Genomic DNA, 21077 nt, shown 5'->3' with positions numbered 1-21077 from the left:
CCCCCCGGGCCCCGATAGTGGAGAGTTGATGCCGAGCTTGGACAACGCAGAATCGCACCCCGCGCCGGGTGTGCCCGCCGTGGCGGTCTCGGAGGTCCGCAAATCCTTCGGCGACGTCCACGCCCTGCGGGGCATCAGCTTCACCGCCGAACGCGGCTCGGTGCTGGGCATTCTCGGCCCCAACGGCGCGGGCAAGACGACCACGGTGAAGATCCTGTCCACCCTGCTGCGCCCCGATTCGGGCACGGCCGTGGTGGCCGGGCACGACGTGAGCAAGGATCCCGCGGGCGTGCGCCGCTCGATCATGATGACCGGGCAGTACGCCGCCCTGGACGAGAATCTGTCCGGCCGCGAGAACCTCGAACTGTTCGGCCGCCTGATGGGTCTGAGCAAGAAGGCCGCCCGTCATCGCGCCGACACCCTGCTCGAGGAATTCGATCTGGTGAGCGCGGGCAAGCGTGCGGTCCGGCACTATTCGGGCGGGATGCGCCGCCGCGTCGACATCGCCTGCGGACTGGTCGTGCGGCCCGAGGTGGTCTTCCTCGACGAACCGACCACCGGCCTGGACCCGCGCAGCCGCCAGGGCGTGTGGGATCTGGTGAACGCCCTCAAGGACCAGGGCATCACGGTCCTGCTCACCACTCAGTACCTCGAGGAGGCCGACGTCCTGTCGGACAACATCATCGTCATCGACAAGGGCACGGTCATCGCCGAGGGCACCGCCGACGAACTCAAGGAGAAGACCGGCGGCAGCTACTGCGAGGTGGTTCCGCTCGACCCGACCCGGCTGCGCGCCGCGGTCGACGCCCTGGGCGATCTGGTCCCCGAGACCGTGCGCGCCGAACTCGACGGGTCCGACCGGGTCTCGATCCCGGCCCCCGACGGCGCGGCCACCCTCGCCGAGGCGCTGCGCCGATTGGATTCGGCGGGAGTCGAATTGGCCGACATCGCCCTGCGACGGCCCTCGCTCGACGACGTGTTCCTCTCGATCACCGGCCACTCGGGCGGCCGCCCGTGAGCGCACCCGCCCTCGACGCGCGGGCGCGTCTGTTCAGCGACATGCCCCGCGCGCGACTGTCCGCCTTCGCCCAGTGGCGGGCGCTGACCGGGCGCATCGTGTGGACCATGGCCACCAAGGGCGAGCTGATCGTCGCGGTCGTCACGCCGCTGGTGTTCACGCTCGGTTTCTATCTGCCGCTGAAGTTCGTGATGAAGTTCAGCGGCATCGACTACGCCCAGTTCGTCATGCCGATCATCGTGTTGCAGACCATGTCGTTCACGATGATGTCCAACGCGCAGATCGCCGCGTTCGAGTCGATGACGGGGCTCAACACCCGGATGCAGACCATGCCCATCGGCATGCTGGTCCCGCTCACCTCGCGCATCTCCGCGGGTCTGGTGCGCTCGGTGACCTCGCTGATCGCGGCGATCGTCTTCGGGTACATCATCGGCTTCCGGTTCGTCGCGGGATTCGGGCAGGCCGCGTTGTTCTGCGCGTTCTCGCTCGCGGTGGGGACCGTGCTGGCGATCGGGGCCGACGCGCTGGGGTGTCTGACCAAGAGCCCGGAGTCGCTGAGTCAGGCGCTGACGCTGCCGACGCTGATCTTCGGGATGCTCTCGTGCGGATTCGTGCCGGAAAGCGGCTTCCCGCACTGGATTCGGCCGTTCGTGCGCAATCAGCCCATCTCGCAGTTCTCCTTCGCCATGCGCGATATGGCGGCGGGCGGGGTGAGCTGGCACGTGTTGTGGGTGCCGTTGGTGTGGCTGGGTGGACTCGCGGTGTGCTTCGTGCCGCTGGCGATCTGGGCGAGTGTGAGGCGTTCGTGAGTGCTGTGGAGACCGTCGATCGAATCGAATCCGTGGGCGTGCTGCCGGTCGTGGCGCCGCGCTCGGAGCGCGCGGTGTCGACGTGGGTGCGGCACAGCCTGATCCAGTGCAAGCGGCTGCTGCTGGTGTGGGCGCGCGATCCCGCGACGACCATTCAGACGCTGCTCTATCCCGCGCTGACGCTGCTCATGTTCCGGGTGGTGCTGGGCGATTCGATCACCCGCGCGACCGGGATGCCGAGCGTCTACGGCACGGTCCCGATGATCACGCTCGTGGCGGCCATGTCCGGGGCGGTGGTCAGCGCGCTGGGGTTCAAGGGCGAGAAGTACACGGGCCTGCTGGGCCGGTTCTGGACCATGCCCATCCATCGGGCCGCGGGGCTGACGGGACGGCTGCTGGCCGAGGCGGTCCGGGTGTTCGTGACCACGCTGTTCGTCATCGCGGTCGGGGTGTGCATCGGCTTCCGGTTCTGGAACGGGCCGCTCGCCTCGATCGCGGTGGTGCTCATCCCGGTGCTGTTCGGGGTGGCGTTCGCGGTGCTGGTGACCGCGCTGGCCACCTTCTCCGAGGGCGTGATGCTGGTGAACGTCATCGGCATCATCAATACGCTGCTGATGTTCTTCAACTCCGGCTTCGTGCCGGTCTTCGCCTACCCGATGTGGTTGCAGAAGACCGTGCAGAACCAGCCCATGAGCACGGCCATCGACGCCATGCGCGGGCTGGCGTGGGACGGCCCGGTCGCGGTGCCGTTGCTGAAGACCCTCGCCTGGGTGGTCGGGTTCGTGGTCGTGTTCACCTATCCCGCGATTCGCGGATACCGTCGAGCCGCCGAGACCGGGGCCTGATCAGCCCAGCAGCACCGCGGTCATCAAAGCCTGGACGCGCGCGAGGCTTTCGGGCCGCGGATCGAATTTGAGCCGCCGCCCGGCGTCCACCACCTGGGCGATGGCGGCGTGCACGCGGAAGCGGGCCTCGGCCGGATCGCCGTCGAGCAGATGCGCCCACTCGAGCACGTTCTGCCGCTGGATGGACCGCAGCTTCTGCTGTTCGGCGGCGGGCAGATTGGAGAACTCGGCGAAGTAGACCGGCAGGATCTCCGGCATGGCGAAGGTGAGCCGGGCGAAGCGCTCGGCGATGCGGGTCGCGGCGTCGGCGCGGCTGGTCGCCTCGGCGAGGGCCTCGGCATTGGCGATGGCGACCCGCTCGCCGGTGCGGTGGAAGGCCGCGGCCAGCAGATCGGATTTGCTGGTGAAGTAGCGGTAGACGCTCGAGGCGTTGATGCCCACGGCCGCGCCGATCTCCTCGATGCTGGCCTCGTGATAACCCTGACGGCCGAAGATCCGGATCGACTCCGTGAGGAGCTGTTCGCGTTTCGAGCTCAGCGGCAGGCCGCGCACGGGCGACCGCGGGGCCGCCTGCGTCGGCGCGGGCGGCAGCTCGGTGACGAGCAGCGCGTGGCAGATGTCGATCAGCAGTTCGGTCAGCCGTCCCGTGGCCAGCGCGGTCCGATGCGCGGTGATGCTGCCGATCGCGCCCAGCATGCCGGTCGCGAGCAGCCGCACGTCCGCGTCGGGCAATTCGGGTCGCCGCGCGGCGAGGGCACCCTCGACCGTCGCGTGCAGCCCGTCGTAGATCTCCCGGATGCGGACGCGGTCCTCGCGCTCGAGATACCGGCGCTCCCAGCGGTACAGCCCGCCCTCGCGGCGCACCTCGATGGTGTGCTCGGCGAGCGCCCGGATCAGTGCGGTGAGTCGTGATTCCGGATCGAGTTCCGGGTCGTCGGCGCCCTGGGCGACCTCGAGCAGCTGCCGCGCCCCGGCCTCGGCCGCGGCGACCAGCAGTGCGTACTTGTTGGTGAAGTGGCGATACAGGGCCGGACCGGAGATGCCGACCTCGGCCGCGATCTCGTCCACGCCGACCGGGTGATAGCCCCGTTCACTGAACGCGCGGGCCGCGACCCGCACGATCTGCGCCTTGCGATCCTTGGGCCGGCGCTGGACGGGTTGGCGTCGCGCGGATGCGAGCCCGGCCTCGCTGCGATCCGCGACCATACACCTCTCCTTCTATCGAGCCGCCGTTGTTGACAGCGCCCGACCAGTCAACCTAAGTTAACCACAATTCGCAAAGTTAACCACAATTCTGGCGCGTGCGTCAGCGGCGGCGGTCCACTTCCGGGAGTAGCAATGAGCCAGCTCGACCAACCGACTACCGGCACCAAGTTCAGCGCGATCCGGGACGGCCGGGTGCTCCGCGTGACGATCACCAACCCCCGGCGCAAGAACGCCATCGACTACGACACGATGGTCGCGCTCGCCGACGTCTTCGCCGAGGTGGCACACGATACGTCGGTGCGCGCGATCGTGCTGACCGGCGAGGGTTCGGACTTCTGCACGGGCGCGGACCTGTCCGCCTCGGCGGCCGAGGTCGCGCGCGGGGTCACCCCCGAGATGACCATGGATCAGGCCAACCGCCTGGTGCGCGCGATCGTGGACGCGCCGGTGCCCGTGATCGCCCGAGTCAAGGGCGCGGTGGCCGGGATCGGCGTCGGCATCGCCCTGGCCGCGGACCTCACCTACGCCGCCGACGACTCCTATCTGCTGCTGGCCTTCATCAATATCGGCCTGATGCCCGACGGCGGGGCCGCCGCGATGGTCGCCGCCGCCGCGGGCCGCGCGGTCGCGGCCGAACTGGCCCTGCTGGGCGAGCGGCTGCCGGTGACCGAGGCGAAGCGGTACGGCCTGCTCACCGCGGTCCTGCCCGCCGACGAACTCGACGCCCAGGTGGAGGCGGTGGCCGCGAAGCTGGCCAACGGCCCCCGCCGAGCCCTCGAACTCACCAAGCGCGCCCTCAACCAGGCCGCCCTCGCCTCCCTCGACACCGCGCTCGCGGCCGAAAAGGCCGGGCAGATGGAGCTTTTGACGTCGGCCGATTTCGCCGAGGGCGCGTCGGCCATGCTCCAGAAGCGCAAGGCCGTCTTCGGCTAGTGCCGGTGATCTCGCCCATATCCCTGGCGATAGGCTGACGCTATGGCATACCTGGTCAGCGGGGCTACTGGGTGGATCGGGCGATATCTCGTCCCCGAGTTGCTGAAGCGCGGTGACGAGGTCTTCGTGGTGGTGCGGCCGGGGGTGGACTCGGCGTACCGGTTCGATCGGTGCGTGCGGGAGTGGGTGGGCGGGGACCGGGTGCGTGCCGTGCGCGGGGATCTGGACGTGCACGGACTCGGGATCGACCCGGATTGGCTTGCGCGCCACCGGGGTTCGATCGAGCACGTCTTCCATCTGGCCGGGGGCCACGACGCGACGGGGTTCGGGACGCGCCATCTGGTCGAGGTCGCCGAGCGGCTGGAGGTCCGGATGCTGCACCACGTGTCGACGGTCGAGGTGGCCGGTGCGGCGGAGGGGCTCTACACCGAGGACATGTTCGATATCGGGCAGGTGCTGCTCACCCCGTTCCAGCGGGCCGCCTTCGAGGCCGAACGCGCGGTCCGCGACCAGGATCGGGTGCCGTGGCGGATCTACCGGCCCGCCATCGTGATCGGCCACTCCCGCACCGGCGAGATCGACCGCATCACCGGCCCGTACCACTTCTTCCGGCTGCTGCGGATGGCCGCGCAGCTGCCGCGGCTGCTGCCGCTGGTGGTGCCCAAACTCGGCGAAACCAATATGGTCCCGGTCGATTTCGTGGCCCGCGCCCTGGACCACATCGCGCACCTGCCCGGAAGATCCGCGCGCACTTACCATCTCGTCGATCCGCGCCGCCAGACCGCCGCCGACGTGCTGAACCTGTTCGCCGATCAGGCCGGGGCGCCGCGACTGGTCGAGGTGATGCCCAAGGAGACCCTCGAGCTGTTCCTGCGGGTGCCCGGCGCGAGCTGGGTGCTGCCGCGGCTGGGCGTGCCCCGGGATGTGCTGGAGCACAGCGAGTTCGGCTGCTGGTTCGACTGCCGCAACACCACGATCGCGCTGGCGGGCACCGATATCGTGGTGCCGCCGCTAGCGGCCTACGCCCCCGTCATCTGGAAGTACTGGATCGAGAACTGGGTCTGAGGGCCCGTACTCGTAACCCACCCAGCGGTCGCGGTTGGTCCAGCCCACCAGATCGAACCGCCACCGGAACGGCCACGTCCGTGCCACGGTCAGGAACAGCACCGCCCCCAGGGCGGCGTAGTCCTCGTGCGCCGACAGCAGCGCCCGCTGCTGGCGCGGCGAGGCGGTGAAGAACGCCTCGAACATCGAGATCGACTGTGCCGTGGTCAATCTCCCCAGCCCCCACAACCCCCGCTCCCGCATCCAGTACACCAGCCGCGCCCGCAGCGGCCACAGGTCCCGGATCGGATCCCGTCCGGCCCGCACCGCCTCGATCGCGGTGTCGACCAGGGCCAGCGAATCTGCCACGCTGTAGCCCGTGCAGGGATGCATCATGCCGCCGCGCGCTCCGAACGGCACCGCCATCGACGAACCCGGGCGCGGCGGCGGCTGATCCAGGGGATAGTGCGCGGCCTCGCTCGGTTCGTCGCCGCGTAATCGAATCCCGTGCGCGGCAAGCCGATTCAGCGTGCGCCGCCGCAGTTCCCGTTGCGGCATTCCGCCGCGCAGGCCGAGGCTGGTCTCCTCGAACACGACCGTGCCGTCGCCGAGCGGCACCGCGTAGAGGAACGACGGCGGCTCGTCGGGCCCCGCCCCGTTCTCGGGGCGCCAGTCCAGCAACAGCCCCTCGCCCTCGCCTACCATGGGCGCGGCCCGCTCGGCGTCGACGAAGATGCCGTGCGCGCTGGCGGTGCGCCGGGAGCCGGGGGAGGGCAGCCCGCGCGCGTCGAAGACCACCGCCGCGGTCACGACGGTGTCGTCGCCGAGTTCCACCCGGCGCGCGCCGACCGCGGTGGCCCGGCCCGTCAGCACGGTCGCCTCGGCGAGCGGGAGCGCCGCGCGCAAGCCGTGTTTGGACAGCACGCAGTAGGGCCGATCGATGCGATGCTCGCTCGTGGTCCATACTGTCGGCGCGGCGATCCGGGACGCGACGGCGCTGTCGGGCAACCAGTCCGGCAACTCGTCCGCCCAGCAGGAGAACGTCGGCACCCACGGCCGTTCCGGGCGCGGGTCGATCGCGACCACGTCGAACCCCGCTCGCATCGCGCGGTGCGCCAGCGCCCGACCGGTGGGCCCGAGCCCCACCACACACACATCCGCCCGGACCCGCCGACCACTCATGGGTCAATTCAACCAAGCGGTTCGTATCGGGTTCCGGCCACCCGGTGTTACGCCCCGAAAAATCTTGTCCCAGCAAATTCTGTCGTGAAATGCGTTGGGAGCGTTCATAACCTGAGCGGGTGAACAAGAACGAGGTGCGGACCCGGCGTCGGTGGCGGGCCGCCGGATGGATCGCGGCGGCCGCGGTGCTCGCCGCCGGGAGCGGGCTGACCGCGGCGCCCGGCCGTGCCGCACCCGCCGAATCCGCGATCGTCCAGGTCACCACCGACGACGCCCGGCATCAGACGCTGACCGTGCACTCCGCGGCCATGGACGCCGACATCCCCGTGCAGGTGCAGCGCGCCGCCGATCAGAGCGTGCCGCGGCCGGTGCTGTACCTGCTGCTCGGCGCGGGCGGCGGCGAGGACGGCGCGACCTGGGCCACCAAAACCGATGCCTGGCAATTCCTTTCGGATAAAAATGTCAATGTCGTCACACCCATCGGCGGCATGTTCAGTTATTACGCCGATTGGGAGCGCGACGACCCGCGACTGGGCCGCAACAAATGGCGCACCTTCCTGACCGAGGAATTGCCGCCGCTGCTGAACGCCTATCTGAACGCGAACGGCCGCAACGGCATCGCGGGCTATTCCATGTCGGCGACCACCACCCTCGCGCTCGCGGCCACCACCACGGACCTGTACCAGGCCGTGGCCGCCTACAGCGGCTGCGCGCAGACCAGCGACCCCATCGGCCACGAGTTCGTCCGGCTCACCGTCGAGGAGTGGGGCCTGGCGAACGTCCAGAACATGTGGGGCCCGCCCGACGACCCCAACTGGGTGCGCAACGACCCGTACGTGCAGGCCGAGGGGCTGCGCGGGAAGGCGATCTACATCTCCAACGGCACCGGCATCCCCGGCGTCTACGACGTCTACGGCGGCAAGTACTCGCTGCCGGGGCCGTGGCTGTTCGCCAATCAGATCGTGGTCGGCGGGGTCATCGAGGCGGGCGCCGACTACTGCTCGCGCAATATGCGCACCCGGCTCGACAGCCTCGGCATTCCGGCGACCTACAACTTCCGGCCCACCGGCACCCACTCGTGGGGCTACTGGCAGGACGATCTGAAGGACTCGTGGCCGGTGCTGGCCGCGGGGCTGGGGGTCTGACGATGGGCTCGATCTCCCGCCGCCTGGCGGTGGCGGTCGCGTCGCTGGTCACGGGCGCGCTCGCGCTCGCGGCCCCGGCCGCCGCCCAGCCGGTCGAGGTCCCGGGCCTCGAGGGGGCCAACGACTTCGCCTGCCGTCCCGCGCCCGACAAGCCGAATCCCGTTGTGCTGGTGCACGGTTCGGCGACCGACGCGCCGCGCAGTTTCGCGGTCCTGGCGCCCGCGCTGCGTGCCGAGGGGTACTGCGTGTTCGCCGCCAACCTCGGCCGGGCGCCCGTGCTCACCACCGCGGTCAGCGGGAACGCCGGTCCCGCGTGGCCCGGACTCGGCCCGATCGGCGCCGCGCTGTCGGGCCGGACGCTGTACGGGGTGGCCGACATCGCCACCTCGGCGACCGAACTGGCCGCCTTCGTGACCAGCGTGCGCGCCGCGACCGGGGCGGAACGCGTTGCACTGGTGGGACATTCGACGGGCGGCACGGTCATCCGCCAGTACCTGCGGGCGCATCCGACCGAGGCCACCCGCGTGGTCACCCTCGGCACGCCCTACCGCGGGTCGACCTTCGCCGACCTGCCCGCGAAATATCCGGACCTCGCCCGGCTGGGTCTGGACGGACCGCACATCGCGGCCCAGGTGTTCGGCAGCGCGGGCGTCCAGCAGACCGTCGGCTCCGCCGTTCTGGCGCAACTCAACTCGCCCGCCGAGACGCTGCCCGGCATCGCCTACACCGCCATCGCCAGCCGCGACGACGAGGTGATCACCCCGACCGACACCGCCCTGCTGGCCGCGCCGGGCGGCGCGAACCGCAACCTCTGGGTGCAGGACGGCTGCGCCGGGCCGCATCCGGTCGACCACTCCGAGCTGTTGGAGGATCGGCGCGCGCTGGCCCTGGTGGCCGCGGCCCTGGCCGACGCCGCGGCGCCGCCCTGCTGACCTACTTCGGGGTGATCCAGGTGGTGATGTCGGCGTGCACCACCTCCTGGCCCGAGGCGTCGTAGATCGACACCGGCACCACGAGGTCGCGGCCCTCGGTGAGCGCGTCGAAGTCGGGCACCTCGGGCAGTTGCGCGACCGCGCGCAATCCCGTCTCGGCCTTGGTGAGGTACTGCACGTTCATCGCCTTGGGGATCCAGCGGTGCGTGGTGGGAACCGTTGCCTCGCTGAGCATTCCCATGGCCACCTCGGCGAGGTTGCAGGCGGCGATGGCGTGGAAGGTGCCCAGGTGGTTGTGGATGCCGAACCACTTGGGCGCCCGCACCTCGCACAGGCCCGGCTCGAGCCGCACCACGGTCGGCAGCACCGTGCCGAAGTAGGGCACCCGGGCCACCATCGCCAGCGAGAACAGGGTGTGTCCCAGCCGGTTGTCGGGCAGCCGCTTCCAGCCGCGGAGGGTGGTCGTCTCTTTCGTCATACCGCTATCTTACTTCTGAGTAAGTTCAGTGGTCTTTGCTACGTTGAGCCATGCGTATTCGAACCATCGCCGCGACGATCGGCACCGCCCTCGCGGGCGGCGTCGTCGCCGCGGCTGTCACGGCGGGCCCGGCGGCCGCCTTCAAGCCGGTCATCAACGACACCGAGAGCGGCATCGTGCTCGGCGTCGGCCTCGACCACAACGAGACCGTCGCGGTCGCGGGCAGCCCCGTTCCGGCGGTGTTGCAGCGGGTCTTCCCGAACACCCAGTACTGGGTCGACGCGAAATCCCAATTGCCGCAGGACGATTACTACGTCTACGCCGATCTGCCCGCCGTGTTCACCGAGGCCGCGCGCGCCCCGCAGGGCCGGATCGGCTTCGCCCTCGTCAACCCGTCGGTCTACCAGGGCCACAACACGATTGTCGTGCAGGACCTGGACTGACGGTCGCCCGACCCCGAATCCCCCCGAGAGCGCGTCACTCTCGCGGGGGATCCGGGATCACCTCGGAGCGTGATGCCCTCGCGTCCGCCGCGTTCCTACCATGACCCAGTGACCACCCCCCGCCAACGCGCCGTTCCGGGTCGCGTGACGTCTCTGCTGGTGGCCGCGCTGATCCTCGTTCTCGCCAACCTCGCACCGGCCCAGGCCGATTCGCCGTCGTTCGGCAACGACATCCAGATCGCCCAGACCCTCGGCGACCGCGAACTCACCATCGTGCTGCGGCGCGTGACCTCTATCCCCGGCCCGCTGCGCGTCGAGGCCGTCACGCACACCGGAACCGCCCCGGGTCGGCTCGCGGTGGCGGCGGTGCCCTTGGGCGCGGCGGCGGATCGGCCCGCACCGGGCGCGCCGACCGCGCGGGGTGAACTCGAATTGGCCGCCGCCCTGGGCATGTACGGCACCGATCTGAGCGTGGACCGCGCCGGACCGTGGGAACTCACCCTCGGCGACGGCACCCGGGTCGCCCGCATTCCGTTCGCGGTGCCCGCCCAGGTCGTCTCGCCGCCCGAACGGCTGGTGTACGGCGGCTTCCTGGTGGCCGGTGTGCTGCTTCCGGTGTCGATCCTCGTGGCGGTCCGGGCGCGTCGCACGGCATGGGCCGCGCTCCCGGCGGGCGGGATGGTGGCCGGGGTCGCGGTGGCGGTCACGGCGGCCGTGCTGTCGGCCTCGATGCCCCTGCCCCCGCAGCCCGGTGTGCAGCTCGATCCGACGGTGGACAACCTCACGAACCCCTATGCCCAAGGGCAGCCCCGGCTTTCGGACTTCTCCCGGCCGCCGGTGCTGCTGACGGTCGAGAACGGCGAACTGACCGCGGGCCGTCCGGGCGAGGTGCGCCTGGCGCTCACCGACGCCGCCACCGGCGCGAGCGTGGACGATCTGCTGGTCCACGACAGCGCGCTCATGCATCTGCTGGTGGTCGGGCCGAGCGGAGACCTGCTGCATCTGCATCCCATCCGGACCGGGCCGGGGCGCTACGAGGCGCACCTGACGCCGTCCTCTGCGGGCCGGTACGCGGTGGCGGCGGAACTGGCCCGGCGCGGCGGCGGGGTGCAATTGGTCCGGGCCGCAACGGGTTTAAGCGTCGGGCCCGGAGCGGCCGCCGCGTCGATAGAACCCGTCCGCCTCACCGCCGGGAACACCGCCGCGACCACCGTCGCCGACGTCCCGGTCACGATCACCACCACATCGCCCCGCGCCGGGACGCCGACCACCCTGACCGCGCGGTTCGGCGACCGCCCCGAACTGCAACCCTGGCTCGGCATGGTCGGCCATCTGATCGTCGCCGGACCGATCGCCGACACCGCCGATATCGCGGCGGCCGTGCGGGATTCGCCGGTGTGGGGGCACGCCCACTCCATGGGATCGATGCCCGGGTCCGCGCACGCCGGGCACATGTCCGGTATGGCGGAACCGGGCGGGGGAGCGATGCTCACGCCCGTCGTCAACGGGGACAGCACGCCGGACGAGACCGTCGCCGCCTACGGGCCGGACGTGCCGTTCACCTACACCTTCCCGGCGCCGGGCCGCTACCGCGTCTGGGTGCAGGCCGAACGCGACTACACCGTGCTGACGGTGCCGATCGTCGTCGAGGTGGCGGCGGCCGAGGAGATGCCGCGATGATCGTCTCCCGGAACGCCCGGCGCGCAACGGTTTTCGGCCTCGCCGCCATCGTCGCCCTGGCCGTGCTCCTCGCCTGGTTGCTGTGGCCGCGGCCCGCCGGATCGCTCACGCTGCGCTCGGGCACCGAACGGCACCTCGTCACGGTCACCGTGCGTCCGCCCCGCACCGGCGGCAGCGCGGTCGACATCGCCCTCACCGACCGGGACGGTCACGACACCGACGCCATGGTCCATCTCGAGGCGATCGAACCGCGCATGGGCTACTCCGCGCCCCCGGTCATGGCGAACACCGTGAGCCCCGGGCATTTCCGCGCCGAGTCGGTGCATTTCATGTCGGCGGGTCCCTGGCAGTTGCGGCTGTCGCTGGTCACCGCCGGGGGCGAGGATCGAATCGAATTCCCCCTGTGGATCGAGGAAGGCAGATGATGAGCACCGTCACGACCGACGCGCCGCCGGGCACCGGCACGGCCGCCCGCGCGGGCGCCTGGATCGTCCTGCTCGGCACCGTCGTCACCACCGTCGGGGTGAGCTGGGACATCCAGTGGCACAACGACGTCGGGCCCGACACCTTTTTCACGCTGCCGCACCTGTTCCTCTACTCCGGCAGCGCCATCTCCGGATTCGCCAGCCTCGCCATGGTGCTGCTGGCCACCGCCGCGCAGCGGGCCGGGCGGCCGGTGCCGCGCGCGGGCGGCACCCCGGTCCGCGTGTTCGGCGGGGCGCTCACGGTCCCGCTGGGGTACATGGTGTCGGGGGCGGGCGCGGCGTCGTTCCTGCTCTACGGCCTGCTCGATCTCGAATGGCATTCCATCTACGGTTTCGACGCGGTCCTGGACACGCCCTCGCACGTGGCGCTGTTCCTGTCGATGACCATCACCATGATCGGCAGCCTGATCGTGTTCGCCGCCCATCGCGACGAACTCTGGGGCCGGGCCGGGGTGGTCGCGTCCGTCGCGGTCCTGGTGTCGCACATGCCGATTCCGTTCGTGGCCTTCGATCGGCTGGACCTGCCGGTGGATCCGGTGTTCGCCGGTGCGGTGCTGTGCGCGTCGCTGCTGCTGATCGTCGGGACGCTGCTGCTGGATCGGCCCGGCGCGGCGCTGGTGCTGGCGCTGGCGGTCGGGGCGTTGCAGGCGCTGCTGTGGTGGTTCTCGCCGTGGGCCGCGCAGGTGTACGCCCACGCGGTCGGGCTCCCGATGCGCGACGGATTGCGGTCGCGCCCACCGACTTTCCCGAGCATGATGCCGATGTTCCTGGGCGTGGCCGCCCTCGTGGTCGAGGGCGCGTTCCGGTGGGGGCGGGCGCGGGCGATCGATGCGCGCAAGCTGGTTCCGGCGCTCGGCGTCGTCGTCGGGGTGATCATCGCGGTCACCATGCCGCTGCAATTCGCGCTCACCGATCCCGGCGCGCACGTCGGCGCGGGCGAGGTGCTGGCGACCGCGGTGGTCGGCGTCCCGCTCGGCCTGCTCGCCGGATTCCTCGGCGGTCGATCCGCCGCCATGCTGCGAATGCTGGCCCCGGACAAGGAGATTCACCGATGACCCGCCGGATACTGGTCGCGCTCGCGACCCTCGTCGTGCTCGCCCTGGTCACCGCGGGCCCGGCCGCCGCCTACGCGCCGGTGAACATCGTCCACACCGAACGCGTGCAGGCGGGGCCCTACGCGGTGACCGTCGGCTTCTCCACCTGGCCGATCCGCGCGATGCGCTCGCTGGACTTCACCTTCGCGCCCGAGGGCGGCATCGCGGACAAGTCCGGCACGCTCACGGTTCGCGGTCCCGGACTGAAGGACCGCACCCGGCCGCTGGTCCGCCACCCCCGCAAACGGGACTCGTGGGGTTTGGACGTGAAGGCGTACGACGATCCCGGCGACTACAGTTTCACCTTCGCCATCGACGGGCCGCAGGGGCACGGCGAGGGGGTGCTCGACCACGTCCGCGTGCTCGATCAGCCCGGCCCGCCGCTCGCGCTGAGCTGGGTCGTGGGCTCGTTGCCGCTGGTCGGGCTGCTGGTGTTCGTCGCGGTGGTCTGGCGGCGGACGCGGCCGGGGCGGGTCGCGCTGGCGCTGTAGGGCGTCGCGGGAGTCACAGCACCCCCGATTTGGAGGCGCCCCCGGCCGTCCTGCATACTGTTCGGGTTGCCTGCACCGGGTGGCGTCTGTCCATGCGGCATTCGACCTGATCGGAGCGGGCGAGCAGTACCCAACTTGTATCCCGTCGAGTCCGGCGGGCATACGTCCGGGACACCGTTCCGAGGCCCAGGGGAAACCATGCCGGGGCCGAAGAATGAGAGGCAAAGCGACACGCCCGACCGCGTGGACCGGAAGAACCATGACAGATGAACAGCGGCGATGGATCGGGTCCAGTCCCGGTCGTTGGTTGAGACGGACACGTCTGCTGTGACTTCTTCGGGTTCGGGCATGCAAACGAGGGTGCTTCGGGAGGCGACTCCGGGAGTACGACGAAAGCGGAGAAAAGGACACTCAGCGTGGCGGGACAAAAGATCCGCATCAGGCTCAAGGCCTACGACCATGAGGCGATCGACGCGTCTGCGCGCAAGATCGTCGAGACGGTGACCCGCACCGGTGCCCGCGTCGTCGGGCCGGTGCCGTTGCCGACCGAGAAGAACATGTACTGCGTCATCCGTTCGCCGCACAAGTACAAGGACTCGCGCGAACACTTCGAGATGCGCACGCACAAGCGGCTGATCGACATCCTCGACCCGACGCCGAAGACGGTGGATGCCCTCATGCGCATCGACCTCCCGGCCAGTGTCGACGTCAACATTCAGTGACGGGGACCTCGAATATGACTGACAACAAGACTCGTCCGGCCGCGGGCATCCTGGGCACCAAGCTCGGCATGACCCAGGTCTTCGACGAAAAGAACCGCGTCGTTCCCGTGACCGTCGTCAAGGCCGGTCCGAACGTCGTCACCCAGATCCGCACGGTCGAGCGCGACGGTTACTCCGCCGTGCAGGTCGCCTTCGGCGCCATCGACCCGCGCAAGGTCACCAAGCCGGTCTCCGGCCAGTTCGCCAAGGCGGGCGTGACCCCGCGCCGCCACATCGCCGAGATCCGCGTCGCCGACGCCTCGCAGTTCGAGGTCGGCCAGGAGATCAGCGCCGAGGTGTTCGAAGAGGGCGCGTTCGTCGACGTCACCGGCACCAGCAAGGGCAAGGGCTTCGCCGGCACCATGAAGCGCCACGGCTTCCGCGGCCAGGGCGCCTCGCACGGCGCGCAGGCCGTGCACCGCCGGCCGGGTTCGATCGGCGGCTGCTCCACCCCGGGTCGCGTGTTCAAGGGCATGCGCATGTCCGGCCGGATGGGCAACGACCGCGTCACCACGCAGAACCTCTCGGTCCACAAGGTGGACGCCGAGAACGGCCTGCTGCTGATCAAGGGTGCGATCCCGGGCCGCAGGGGCGGCGTCGTGATCGTCAAGAGCGCTGTGAAGGGTGGTGCCCGGGCATGACCAGCACCGAAACCAAGACCAACCTGACGCTGCCGGTCAAAGAGCCGGGCGGCAAGACCAACGGCACCGTCGACCTCCCCGCCGAGATCTTCGACGTGACCGCCAACATCGCGCTGATGCACCAGGTCGTCGTGGCCCAGCAGGCCGCGGCCCGCCAGGGCACGCACGCCACCAAGACCCGCGGCGAGGTCCGCGGCGGTGGCAAGAAGCCGTACCGCCAGAAGGGCACCGGCCGCGCCCGTCAGGGCTCGACCCGCGCCCCGCAGTTCACCGGCGGTGGCACCGTGCACGGCCCGCAGCCGCGCGACTACAGCCAGCGGCTGCCGAAGAAGATGAAGGCCGCCGCCCTGCGCGGCGCGCTGTCGGATCGCGCGCGCAGCGAGCGCATCCACGTGATCACCGAACTCGTTGCGGGACAGACGCCTTCGACCAAGGCCGCCAAGAGCTTCCTGGCCGAGCTGACCGACCGCCGCAAGCTGCTGGTCGTCGTCGGCCGCGAGGATCTCGCCGCCTGGAAGAGCGTGGCGAACCTGCAGAACGTGCACCCGATCGCCCCGGATCAGCTCAACACGTACGACGTGCTGAACAGTGACGACGTGGTGTTCAGCGTCGAGGCCCTGAACGCCTTCGTGCACGGCCCCGCCGAGGCCGCACAGGAAGAAGGGAAGTAATCGTGCCCACCCAAGTGCAAGCCGACCCCCGCGACATCCTGCTGGCGCCGGTCATCTCGGAGAAGTCCTACGGACTGATCGAAGAGGGCACCTACACCTTCCTGGTGCACCCGGACGCGAACAAGACGCAGATCAAGATCGCCGTGGAGAAGGTCTTCGGCGTGAAGGTGACCAGCGTCAACACCGCCAACCGTCAGGGCAAGCGCAAGCGGACCCGCTTCGGTTACGGCAAGCGCAAGGACACCAAGCGCGCGCTCGTGACCCTCTCGGCCGACAGCAAGCCCATCGAGATCTTCGGAGGCCCGGTCGCGTAAGCGGCGGGGATTCCAGAAAGCAGAGAAGAACTCATGGCAATTCGTAAGTACAAGCCGACAACCCCCGGACGCCGCGGGTCGTCCGTCTCCGACTTCGCCGAGATCACCCGGTCGACGCCCGAGAAGTCGCTGCTGCGCCCGCTGAGCAAGTCCGGTGGTCGAAATGCCCACGGCCGCATCACGACTCGTCACCGCGGTGGCGGGCACAAGCGGGCCTACCGCATCATCGACTTCCGTCGCCTCGACAAGGACGGCATCCCGGCCAAGGTCGCGCACATCGAGTACGACCCGAACCGGACCGCGAACATCGCGCTGCTGCACTTCGCCGACGGCGAGAAGCGCTACATCATCGCGCCCAAGGGCATCAGCCAGGGCACCCGGATCGAGTCCGGTCCCGGTGCGGACATCAAGCCCGGCAACAACCTGCCGCTGCGCTCGATCCCGACCGGTACCACCATCCACGCGGTGGAGCTGCGTCCCGGCGGCGGCGCCAAGCTGGCCCGTGCCGCGGGCATGAGCATCCAGCTGCTGGGTAAGGAAGGCGCCTACGCCGTCCTGCGCATGCCCTCCGGCGAGATCCGTCGCGTCGACGTGCGCTGCCGCGCCACCGTCGGCGAGGTCGGCAACGCCGAGCAGTCGAACATCAACTGGGGCAAGGCCGGTCGCATGCGCTGGAAGGGCCGCCGCCCCACGGTCCGTGGTGTCGTGATGAACCCCGTCGACCACCCGCACGGCGGTGGTGAGGGCAAGACCTCCGGTGGTCGCCACCCGGTCTCGCCGTGGGGTCAGCCGGAGGGCCGTACCCGTAAACCCAACCGTCCGAGCGACAAGCTCATCGTCCGCCGCCGCGGCAAGAAGCGTTAAGGAGGAGGTCAAGACATGCCTCGCAGCCTCAAGAAGGGCCCGTTCGTCGACGAACACCTCCTCAAGAAGGTGGACGTCCAGAACGAGAAGGGCACCAAGCAGGTCATCAAGACCTGGTCGCGTCGTTCGACCATCATTCCCGACTTCATCGGGCACACGTTCTCGGTCCACGACGGCCGCAAGCACGTGCCGGTGTTCGTCTCGGAGAACATGGTCGGGCACAAGCTCGGTGAGTTCGCGCCGACCAGGACGTTCAAGAGCCACGTCAAGGAAGATCGGAAGAGCAAGCGGCGATGAGCACTGATACTCAGATCACGACCGCGCGCGCGACCGCGAAATTCGTTCGCGTGACGCCGATGAAGGCTCGCCGCGTCGTGGACATGGTCCGCGGCAAGCGGGTCGAGGACGCGCTGAACATCCTGAAGTTCGCGCCGCAGGCCGCCAGCGAGCCGGTCGCCAAGGTCGTGGCCTCGGCGGCGGCCAACGCCCAGAACAACTTCGGCTTGAATCCGGACACCCTGGTGATCTCGACGGCCTACGTCGACGAGGGCGCCACCCTGAAGCGGTTCCAGCCGCGCGCGCAGGGCCGGGCGTTCCGGATCCGCAAGCGGACCAGCCATATCACCATCGAGGTCGAGAGCTTGCCTAACGCTGCCAGTGCCTCCTCACGTAATCGCCGGAAGGGAGGGGCGCAGTAAATGGGACAGAAGATCAATCCCCACGGCTTCCGCCTCGGTATCACCACCGACTGGAAGTCGCGTTGGTACGCGGACAAGCAGTACGCGGACTACGTGAAGGAAGACGTCGCGATCCGCAAGCTCCTCGCCACCGGCATGGAGCGGGCGGGCATCTCGAAGGTCGAGATCGAGCGCACCCGGGATCGCGTGCGGGTGGACATCCACACCGCGCGTCCGGGCATCGTGATCGGCCGTCGCGGCGCCGAGGCCGACCGCATCCGCGCCGAGCTGGAGAAGCTCACCAAGAAGCAGGTGCAGCTGAACATCCTCGAGGTCAAGAACCCCGAGAGCGATGCCCAGCTCGTCGCCCAGGGTGTGGCCGAGCAGCTGTCGAACCGCGTCGCGTTCCGGCGCGCCATGCGCAAGGCCATCCAGTCGGCCATGCGTTCGCCGAACGTCAAGGGCATCCGGGTGCAGTGCTCGGGCCGCCTCGGCGGTGCGGAGATGTCGCGCTCGGAGTTCTACCGCGAGGGGCGGGTGCCGCTGCACACGCTGCGCGCCGACATCGACTACGGCCTGTACGAGGCGAAGACCACCTTCGGCCGCATCGGCGTGAAGGTGTGGATCTACAAGGGCGACATCGTCGGTGGCAAGCGTGAGGTCACCGCGACCGCCGCGCCGTCCGGCGAGCGTCGCGAGCGTCGTGAGCGGCCGAGCCGTCCCCGCCGTTCGGGCTCGCAGGGCACCACGGCGACCAGCACCGAGGCCGGGCGTTCGGGTGCCGCCACCGCGGTGGCCGACGCTCCGGCAGAGACCCAGGAGGGCTGACCCATGCTGATGCCTCGCAAGGTCAAGCACCGCAAGCAGCATCACCCCGGCCGTTCCGGTATGGCCAAGGGCGGCACCTCGGTGTCGTTCGGCGAGTTCGGCATTCAGGCGTTGGAGCCGGGCTACGTCACCAACCGGCAGATCGAGTCGGCGCGTATCGCGATGACCCGCCACATCCGCCGTGGCGGCAAGATCTGGATCAACATCTACCCGGATCGGCCGCTCACCAAGAAGCCCGCCGAGACCCGTATGGGTTCGGGTAAGGGTTCGCCGGAGTGGTGGATCGCGAACGTCAAGCCCGGTCGCGTGATGTTCGAAATGTCGTACCCGAACGAGGAGACCGCGCGCGAGGCCCTGCGCCGCGCGATGCACAAGCTCCCGATGAAGTGCAGGATCGTGACGAGGGAGGAGCAGTTCTGATGGCTACCGGAACTCCGGCCGCAGACCTGCGCGAGCTCACCGAGGAGGAGCTCGTCGCCCGCCTGCGTGAATCGAAGGAAGAGCTGTTCAACCTGCGCTTCCAGATGGCGACGGGCCAGTTGCAGAACAACCGTCGCCTGCGTGTGGTCCGTCACGAGATCGCCCGTATCTACACGGTCATGCGTGAGCGCGAGCTCGGCCTGGCCTCGGCCCCGGCGGACAAGGGAGACGCGGCATGAGTGATGCCAAGGGTCCGGCCAAGACGCCGGCCAAGGAAATCGAGCGCGGCAGCCGCAAGGTGCGGATCGGCTACGTGGTCTCGGACAAGATGAACAAGACCATCGTGGTCGAGCTCGAGGACCGGGTGAAGCACCCGCTCTACGGCAAGATCATCCGCACCACCTCCAAGGTGAAGGCCCACGACGAGAACGAGATCGCCGGCGTCGGCGACCGCGTCCAACTCATGGAGACCCGCCCCCTGTCCGCCACCAAGCGCTGGCGACTGGTGGAGGTCCTGGAGAAGGCCAAGTAGGCAGTTCTCCGAGGCTCGAAACACGAAGGCCCGCTTCCCTTTCGGGGGAGCGGGCCTTCGTCGTCGAGCTGCCGGTCGTCGCTCAGTTCAGAGCCTTGTCGATCAGGTCGTGGGTCAGTTCGCCATTCGCCAGCATGTCCATCGGCGTCCTTCCGCCCAAATCAGAGTTGGCGGACGCCCACCATTCACCCGTTTCCCAAGGGTGTCCCTTGGCATCCAATGCCTCATTGGCGTAGGCGGCCAGTTCGATTATCCTTCCCTCGGTCCTGTCCAGCTGGAAGGTGGGGAATCGATAAGTATTCCCAACTGGGAATCCTAAAAGTCGGCCCCGCGCGCGATGGTAGCGGACCGCGCTGCTGCGTCGTTTCGCCGTGGCGCTGGGATCGATGATCAGTCCGACCTCCGCAGTATTCAGATATTCGAACCGAGAAAGAATTTCTCGCTTTTCGGGTGATAAAGGGTTTTCGGAAGGAATATACGACGCCGACCACAGTGCCTGTTCCGACCATCCCGGTGGACATCCCATGCGACTGGGCGGCTGGCCGACGCGCTCCAGACCCTCGGTGATCAGGTCCACCGTGTCGGTTCGCCACGTCGACCGCGGGTCGAGTCGGGCTACCAGGTACGCAAGGACGGCCAGCGATGCGTATATGCGCGCGCGAGAACGAGCTCCGCTCGCGTGGGCGAGATCGCCGATTCCATCCAGGCGACCGAGCTGTTTCTCGATATTCCTGTTCCACAGACGTGCGTGGTGAGCGCACGTATTGCGTATCGAATTGAGGTGTGCGACCCACGATACCAATGCGGCGCCATCGCCTTCGAGCCTGTCGGTCCAGATACCGAAGTCGGAGGCAATCGAATTCCGTTGAGGCTGCTTCAATCCCGCCAATAGAACCGAGATATTACCGAAGGTGAGAATTTCCGTGAGTGCCCAGATCGGCAGCGGCAGACCGTACTTCGCCTTGAAGTGCCTCACGAAGTCTTCGTTCGAACGTTTCTCCTCGGCGAGCACAATGCGAGTCCATTCCGCGTGCTTGCTGTCCAACCATTGGGCTCGGCTCGAAACCGGGTTTCGCTCGTCCATGAGAGTGAAGCTGGGATCGAGTGCGGACGGATCGAGGTGAGCGAAGGCATGACTCGCTCCGAGGACGTGTCCGAGTCGCATCCGCAAGGCGACCTCGACCCGTTCGATTCCGTCGAGAACGTGCAGGCGTAGCCGTCGATCGAACTCGTAGAGTTCGACCACGCGGTCCAGGGTCGTACCTCGAACGAAATCCTCGCCGATCTCGGGCCTTTCCGGTCGTTCGGCGCCCGCCGGTTCGTCGACCCGGCGACGGTAGATGTACCAGTAGCCACTCAGGCGGTAGTAGCTGATTCGCCCCAGGGTCCGCATTGCCGCATCCTCGTCGGCGATCACCATGCCGCGCTCGCGGAGCAGCGTGACCTGCTCCGCTAGTGTCTTGAACGGCTTGTCGTACGTTGTCGTGCGAGGCGTATCGGTGAAACCGGTGCGCGCGCCGAGTGGAGAGTTGCTCATCGATACCCTTTGCTACGATGAGAAGACATGGCCGATCGTCCACTCCC

27 protein-coding genes are annotated in these 21077 nt (G+C 69.0%); 23 read left to right on the top strand and 4 right to left on the bottom strand.

Going from position 1 to position 21077, the window contains the following annotated elements; genetic code table 11:
• Positions 1 to 28: 28 nt before the first annotated feature.
• Genes ACFYTQ_RS20625 through ACFYTQ_RS20615 form a run of 3 tightly spaced genes read left to right on the top strand, consistent with a single transcriptional unit; the run spans position 29 to position 2672 of the window.
• Positions 29 to 1018 carry an ATP-binding cassette domain-containing protein gene (locus ACFYTQ_RS20625; RefSeq protein WP_387363020.1) on the top strand — a complete coding sequence of 330 codons (990 nt, stop codon included), beginning with the start codon at positions 29 to 31 and terminating at the stop codon, positions 1016 to 1018.
• A gap of 41 nt (positions 1019 to 1059) precedes the next feature.
• Complete coding sequence (locus ACFYTQ_RS20620; protein WP_387363103.1) at positions 1060 to 1827, top strand: ABC transporter permease; 768 nt, start codon at positions 1060 to 1062, stop codon at positions 1825 to 1827.
• Positions 1828 to 1832: 5 nt separating this feature from the next.
• Positions 1833 to 2672 carry an ABC transporter permease gene (locus tag ACFYTQ_RS20615; RefSeq protein ID WP_387363100.1) on the top strand — a complete coding sequence of 280 codons (840 nt, stop codon included), beginning with the start codon at positions 1833 to 1835 and terminating at the stop codon, positions 2670 to 2672.
• Here the strand turns inward: ACFYTQ_RS20615 and ACFYTQ_RS20610 are convergent, their stop codons facing one another.
• On the bottom strand, positions 2673 to 3878 hold the full coding sequence (locus tag ACFYTQ_RS20610) for a TetR/AcrR family transcriptional regulator (RefSeq protein ID WP_387363017.1): 1206 nt from the start codon (positions 3876 to 3878) through the stop codon (positions 2673 to 2675).
• 132 nt (positions 3879 to 4010) lie between these two features.
• Between ACFYTQ_RS20610 and ACFYTQ_RS20605 the strand changes: the two genes are divergently transcribed.
• Both ACFYTQ_RS20605 and ACFYTQ_RS20600 read left to right on the top strand, forming a co-directional pair.
• Positions 4011 to 4811, top strand: coding sequence for an enoyl-CoA hydratase (locus ACFYTQ_RS20605; protein ID WP_387363015.1), 801 nt, complete (start codon positions 4011 to 4013; stop codon positions 4809 to 4811).
• 42 nt (positions 4812 to 4853) lie between these two features.
• A complete protein-coding gene (locus ACFYTQ_RS20600; RefSeq protein ID WP_387363012.1) occupies positions 4854 to 5876 on the top strand; it encodes an SDR family oxidoreductase in 1023 nt (340 codons plus the stop codon).
• Here the strand turns inward: ACFYTQ_RS20600 and ACFYTQ_RS20595 are convergent.
• On the bottom strand, positions 5823 to 7037 hold the full coding sequence (locus tag ACFYTQ_RS20595) for a lycopene cyclase family protein (protein WP_387363009.1): 1215 nt from the start codon (positions 7035 to 7037) through the stop codon (positions 5823 to 5825). The two genes, ACFYTQ_RS20600 and ACFYTQ_RS20595, sit on opposite strands and share 54 nt — an antisense overlap.
• Before the next feature lie 119 nt (positions 7038 to 7156).
• On the opposite strand from ACFYTQ_RS20595, the gene ACFYTQ_RS20590 reads away from it, so the two are divergent.
• Both ACFYTQ_RS20590 and ACFYTQ_RS20585 read left to right on the top strand, forming a co-directional pair.
• Positions 7157 to 8182 carry an alpha/beta hydrolase gene (locus ACFYTQ_RS20590; protein ID WP_387363006.1) on the top strand — a complete coding sequence of 342 codons (1026 nt, stop codon included), beginning with the start codon at positions 7157 to 7159 and terminating at the stop codon, positions 8180 to 8182.
• Positions 8183 to 8184: 2 nt separating this feature from the next.
• Positions 8185 to 9114 (top strand): esterase/lipase family protein, encoded by a 930-nt coding sequence (locus tag ACFYTQ_RS20585; protein WP_387363003.1) that lies wholly within the window; start codon positions 8185 to 8187, stop codon positions 9112 to 9114.
• Position 9115: 1 nt separating this feature from the next.
• Here the strand turns inward: ACFYTQ_RS20585 and ACFYTQ_RS20580 are convergent, their stop codons facing one another.
• A complete protein-coding gene (locus tag ACFYTQ_RS20580) occupies positions 9116 to 9592 on the bottom strand; it encodes a hotdog fold domain-containing protein (protein ID WP_387363000.1) in 477 nt (158 codons plus the stop codon).
• Positions 9593 to 9642: 50 nt separating this feature from the next.
• On the opposite strand from ACFYTQ_RS20580, the gene ACFYTQ_RS20575 reads away from it, so the two are divergent.
• The 16 genes from ACFYTQ_RS20575 (at position 9643) to rpsQ (ending at position 19493) form a co-directional block, all read left to right on the top strand.
• Entirely contained in the window at positions 9643 to 10035 is a 393-nt protein-coding gene (locus ACFYTQ_RS20575) for a hypothetical protein (RefSeq protein ID WP_387362997.1), read from the top strand.
• A 108-nt stretch (positions 10036 to 10143) separates the two neighbouring features.
• On the top strand, positions 10144 to 11715 hold the full coding sequence (locus tag ACFYTQ_RS20570) for a hypothetical protein (protein ID WP_387362994.1): 1572 nt from the start codon (positions 10144 to 10146) through the stop codon (positions 11713 to 11715).
• The gene (locus ACFYTQ_RS20565; RefSeq protein WP_387362991.1) at positions 11712 to 12140 is read left to right on the top strand and encodes a hypothetical protein; all 429 of its coding nucleotides are present in this window, start codon (positions 11712 to 11714) and stop codon (positions 12138 to 12140) included. Before ACFYTQ_RS20570 ends, ACFYTQ_RS20565 begins: the two co-directional genes overlap by 4 nt.
• Positions 12140 to 13255: a hypothetical protein gene (locus ACFYTQ_RS20560; RefSeq protein ID WP_387362988.1), complete on the top strand. Its 1116-nt coding sequence runs from the start codon at positions 12140 to 12142 to the stop codon at positions 13253 to 13255. The genes ACFYTQ_RS20565 and ACFYTQ_RS20560 overlap by 1 nt, the downstream gene beginning before the upstream one ends.
• Positions 13252 to 13785 carry a hypothetical protein gene (locus ACFYTQ_RS20555; RefSeq protein WP_387362985.1) on the top strand — a complete coding sequence of 178 codons (534 nt, stop codon included), beginning with the start codon at positions 13252 to 13254 and terminating at the stop codon, positions 13783 to 13785. Before ACFYTQ_RS20560 ends, ACFYTQ_RS20555 begins: the two co-directional genes overlap by 4 nt.
• A gap of 416 nt (positions 13786 to 14201) precedes the next feature.
• Positions 14202 to 14507 carry a 30S ribosomal protein S10 gene (rpsJ, locus tag ACFYTQ_RS20550; RefSeq protein ID WP_387362982.1) on the top strand — a complete coding sequence of 102 codons (306 nt, stop codon included), beginning with the start codon at positions 14202 to 14204 and terminating at the stop codon, positions 14505 to 14507.
• Between the two features lie 14 nt (positions 14508 to 14521).
• Complete coding sequence (gene rplC / locus ACFYTQ_RS20545; RefSeq protein WP_387362979.1) at positions 14522 to 15187, top strand: 50S ribosomal protein L3; 666 nt, start codon at positions 14522 to 14524, stop codon at positions 15185 to 15187.
• A complete protein-coding gene (gene rplD, locus ACFYTQ_RS20540; protein WP_387362976.1) occupies positions 15184 to 15858 on the top strand; it encodes a 50S ribosomal protein L4 in 675 nt (224 codons plus the stop codon). Before rplC ends, rplD begins: the two co-directional genes overlap by 4 nt.
• A gap of 2 nt (positions 15859 to 15860) precedes the next feature.
• Positions 15861 to 16172, top strand: a complete 312-nt coding sequence (gene rplW, locus ACFYTQ_RS20535) for a 50S ribosomal protein L23 (protein WP_387362973.1) — start codon at positions 15861 to 15863, stop codon at positions 16170 to 16172.
• A gap of 33 nt (positions 16173 to 16205) precedes the next feature.
• Positions 16206 to 17036, top strand: coding sequence for a 50S ribosomal protein L2 (gene rplB / locus ACFYTQ_RS20530; protein ID WP_387362970.1), 831 nt, complete (start codon positions 16206 to 16208; stop codon positions 17034 to 17036).
• A gap of 15 nt (positions 17037 to 17051) precedes the next feature.
• Positions 17052 to 17333 carry a 30S ribosomal protein S19 gene (gene rpsS / locus ACFYTQ_RS20525; protein ID WP_019931198.1) on the top strand — a complete coding sequence of 94 codons (282 nt, stop codon included), beginning with the start codon at positions 17052 to 17054 and terminating at the stop codon, positions 17331 to 17333.
• Entirely contained in the window at positions 17330 to 17734 is a 405-nt protein-coding gene (rplV, locus tag ACFYTQ_RS20520; RefSeq protein WP_387362967.1) for a 50S ribosomal protein L22, read from the top strand. The genes rpsS and rplV overlap by 4 nt, the downstream gene beginning before the upstream one ends.
• Positions 17735 to 18541 carry a 30S ribosomal protein S3 gene (rpsC, locus tag ACFYTQ_RS20515; RefSeq protein WP_387362964.1) on the top strand — a complete coding sequence of 269 codons (807 nt, stop codon included), beginning with the start codon at positions 17735 to 17737 and terminating at the stop codon, positions 18539 to 18541.
• 3 nt (positions 18542 to 18544) lie between these two features.
• Complete coding sequence (gene rplP / locus ACFYTQ_RS20510) at positions 18545 to 18961, top strand: 50S ribosomal protein L16 (protein ID WP_387362961.1); 417 nt, start codon at positions 18545 to 18547, stop codon at positions 18959 to 18961.
• Positions 18961 to 19200 carry a 50S ribosomal protein L29 gene (gene rpmC / locus ACFYTQ_RS20505; RefSeq protein WP_062507077.1) on the top strand — a complete coding sequence of 80 codons (240 nt, stop codon included), beginning with the start codon at positions 18961 to 18963 and terminating at the stop codon, positions 19198 to 19200. The genes rplP and rpmC overlap by 1 nt, the downstream gene beginning before the upstream one ends.
• A complete protein-coding gene (rpsQ, locus tag ACFYTQ_RS20500) occupies positions 19197 to 19493 on the top strand; it encodes a 30S ribosomal protein S17 (protein WP_387362957.1) in 297 nt (98 codons plus the stop codon). Before rpmC ends, rpsQ begins: the two co-directional genes overlap by 4 nt.
• Positions 19494 to 19575: 82 nt before the next feature.
• On the opposite strand, the gene ACFYTQ_RS20495 is transcribed toward rpsQ, so the two are convergent.
• Entirely contained in the window at positions 19576 to 21030 is a 1455-nt protein-coding gene (locus ACFYTQ_RS20495) for an Abi family protein (protein WP_387362954.1), read from the bottom strand.
• Positions 21031 to 21077: the final 47 nt, after the last annotated feature.

Source organism: Nocardia sp. NPDC004068 (assembly GCF_042874315.1).
Classification (GTDB): Bacteria; Actinomycetota; Actinomycetes; order Mycobacteriales; family Mycobacteriaceae; genus Nocardia.
The sequence above is the reverse complement of the archived record's forward strand: the minus strand, read 5'-3'. Positions and strand labels throughout refer to the sequence as shown.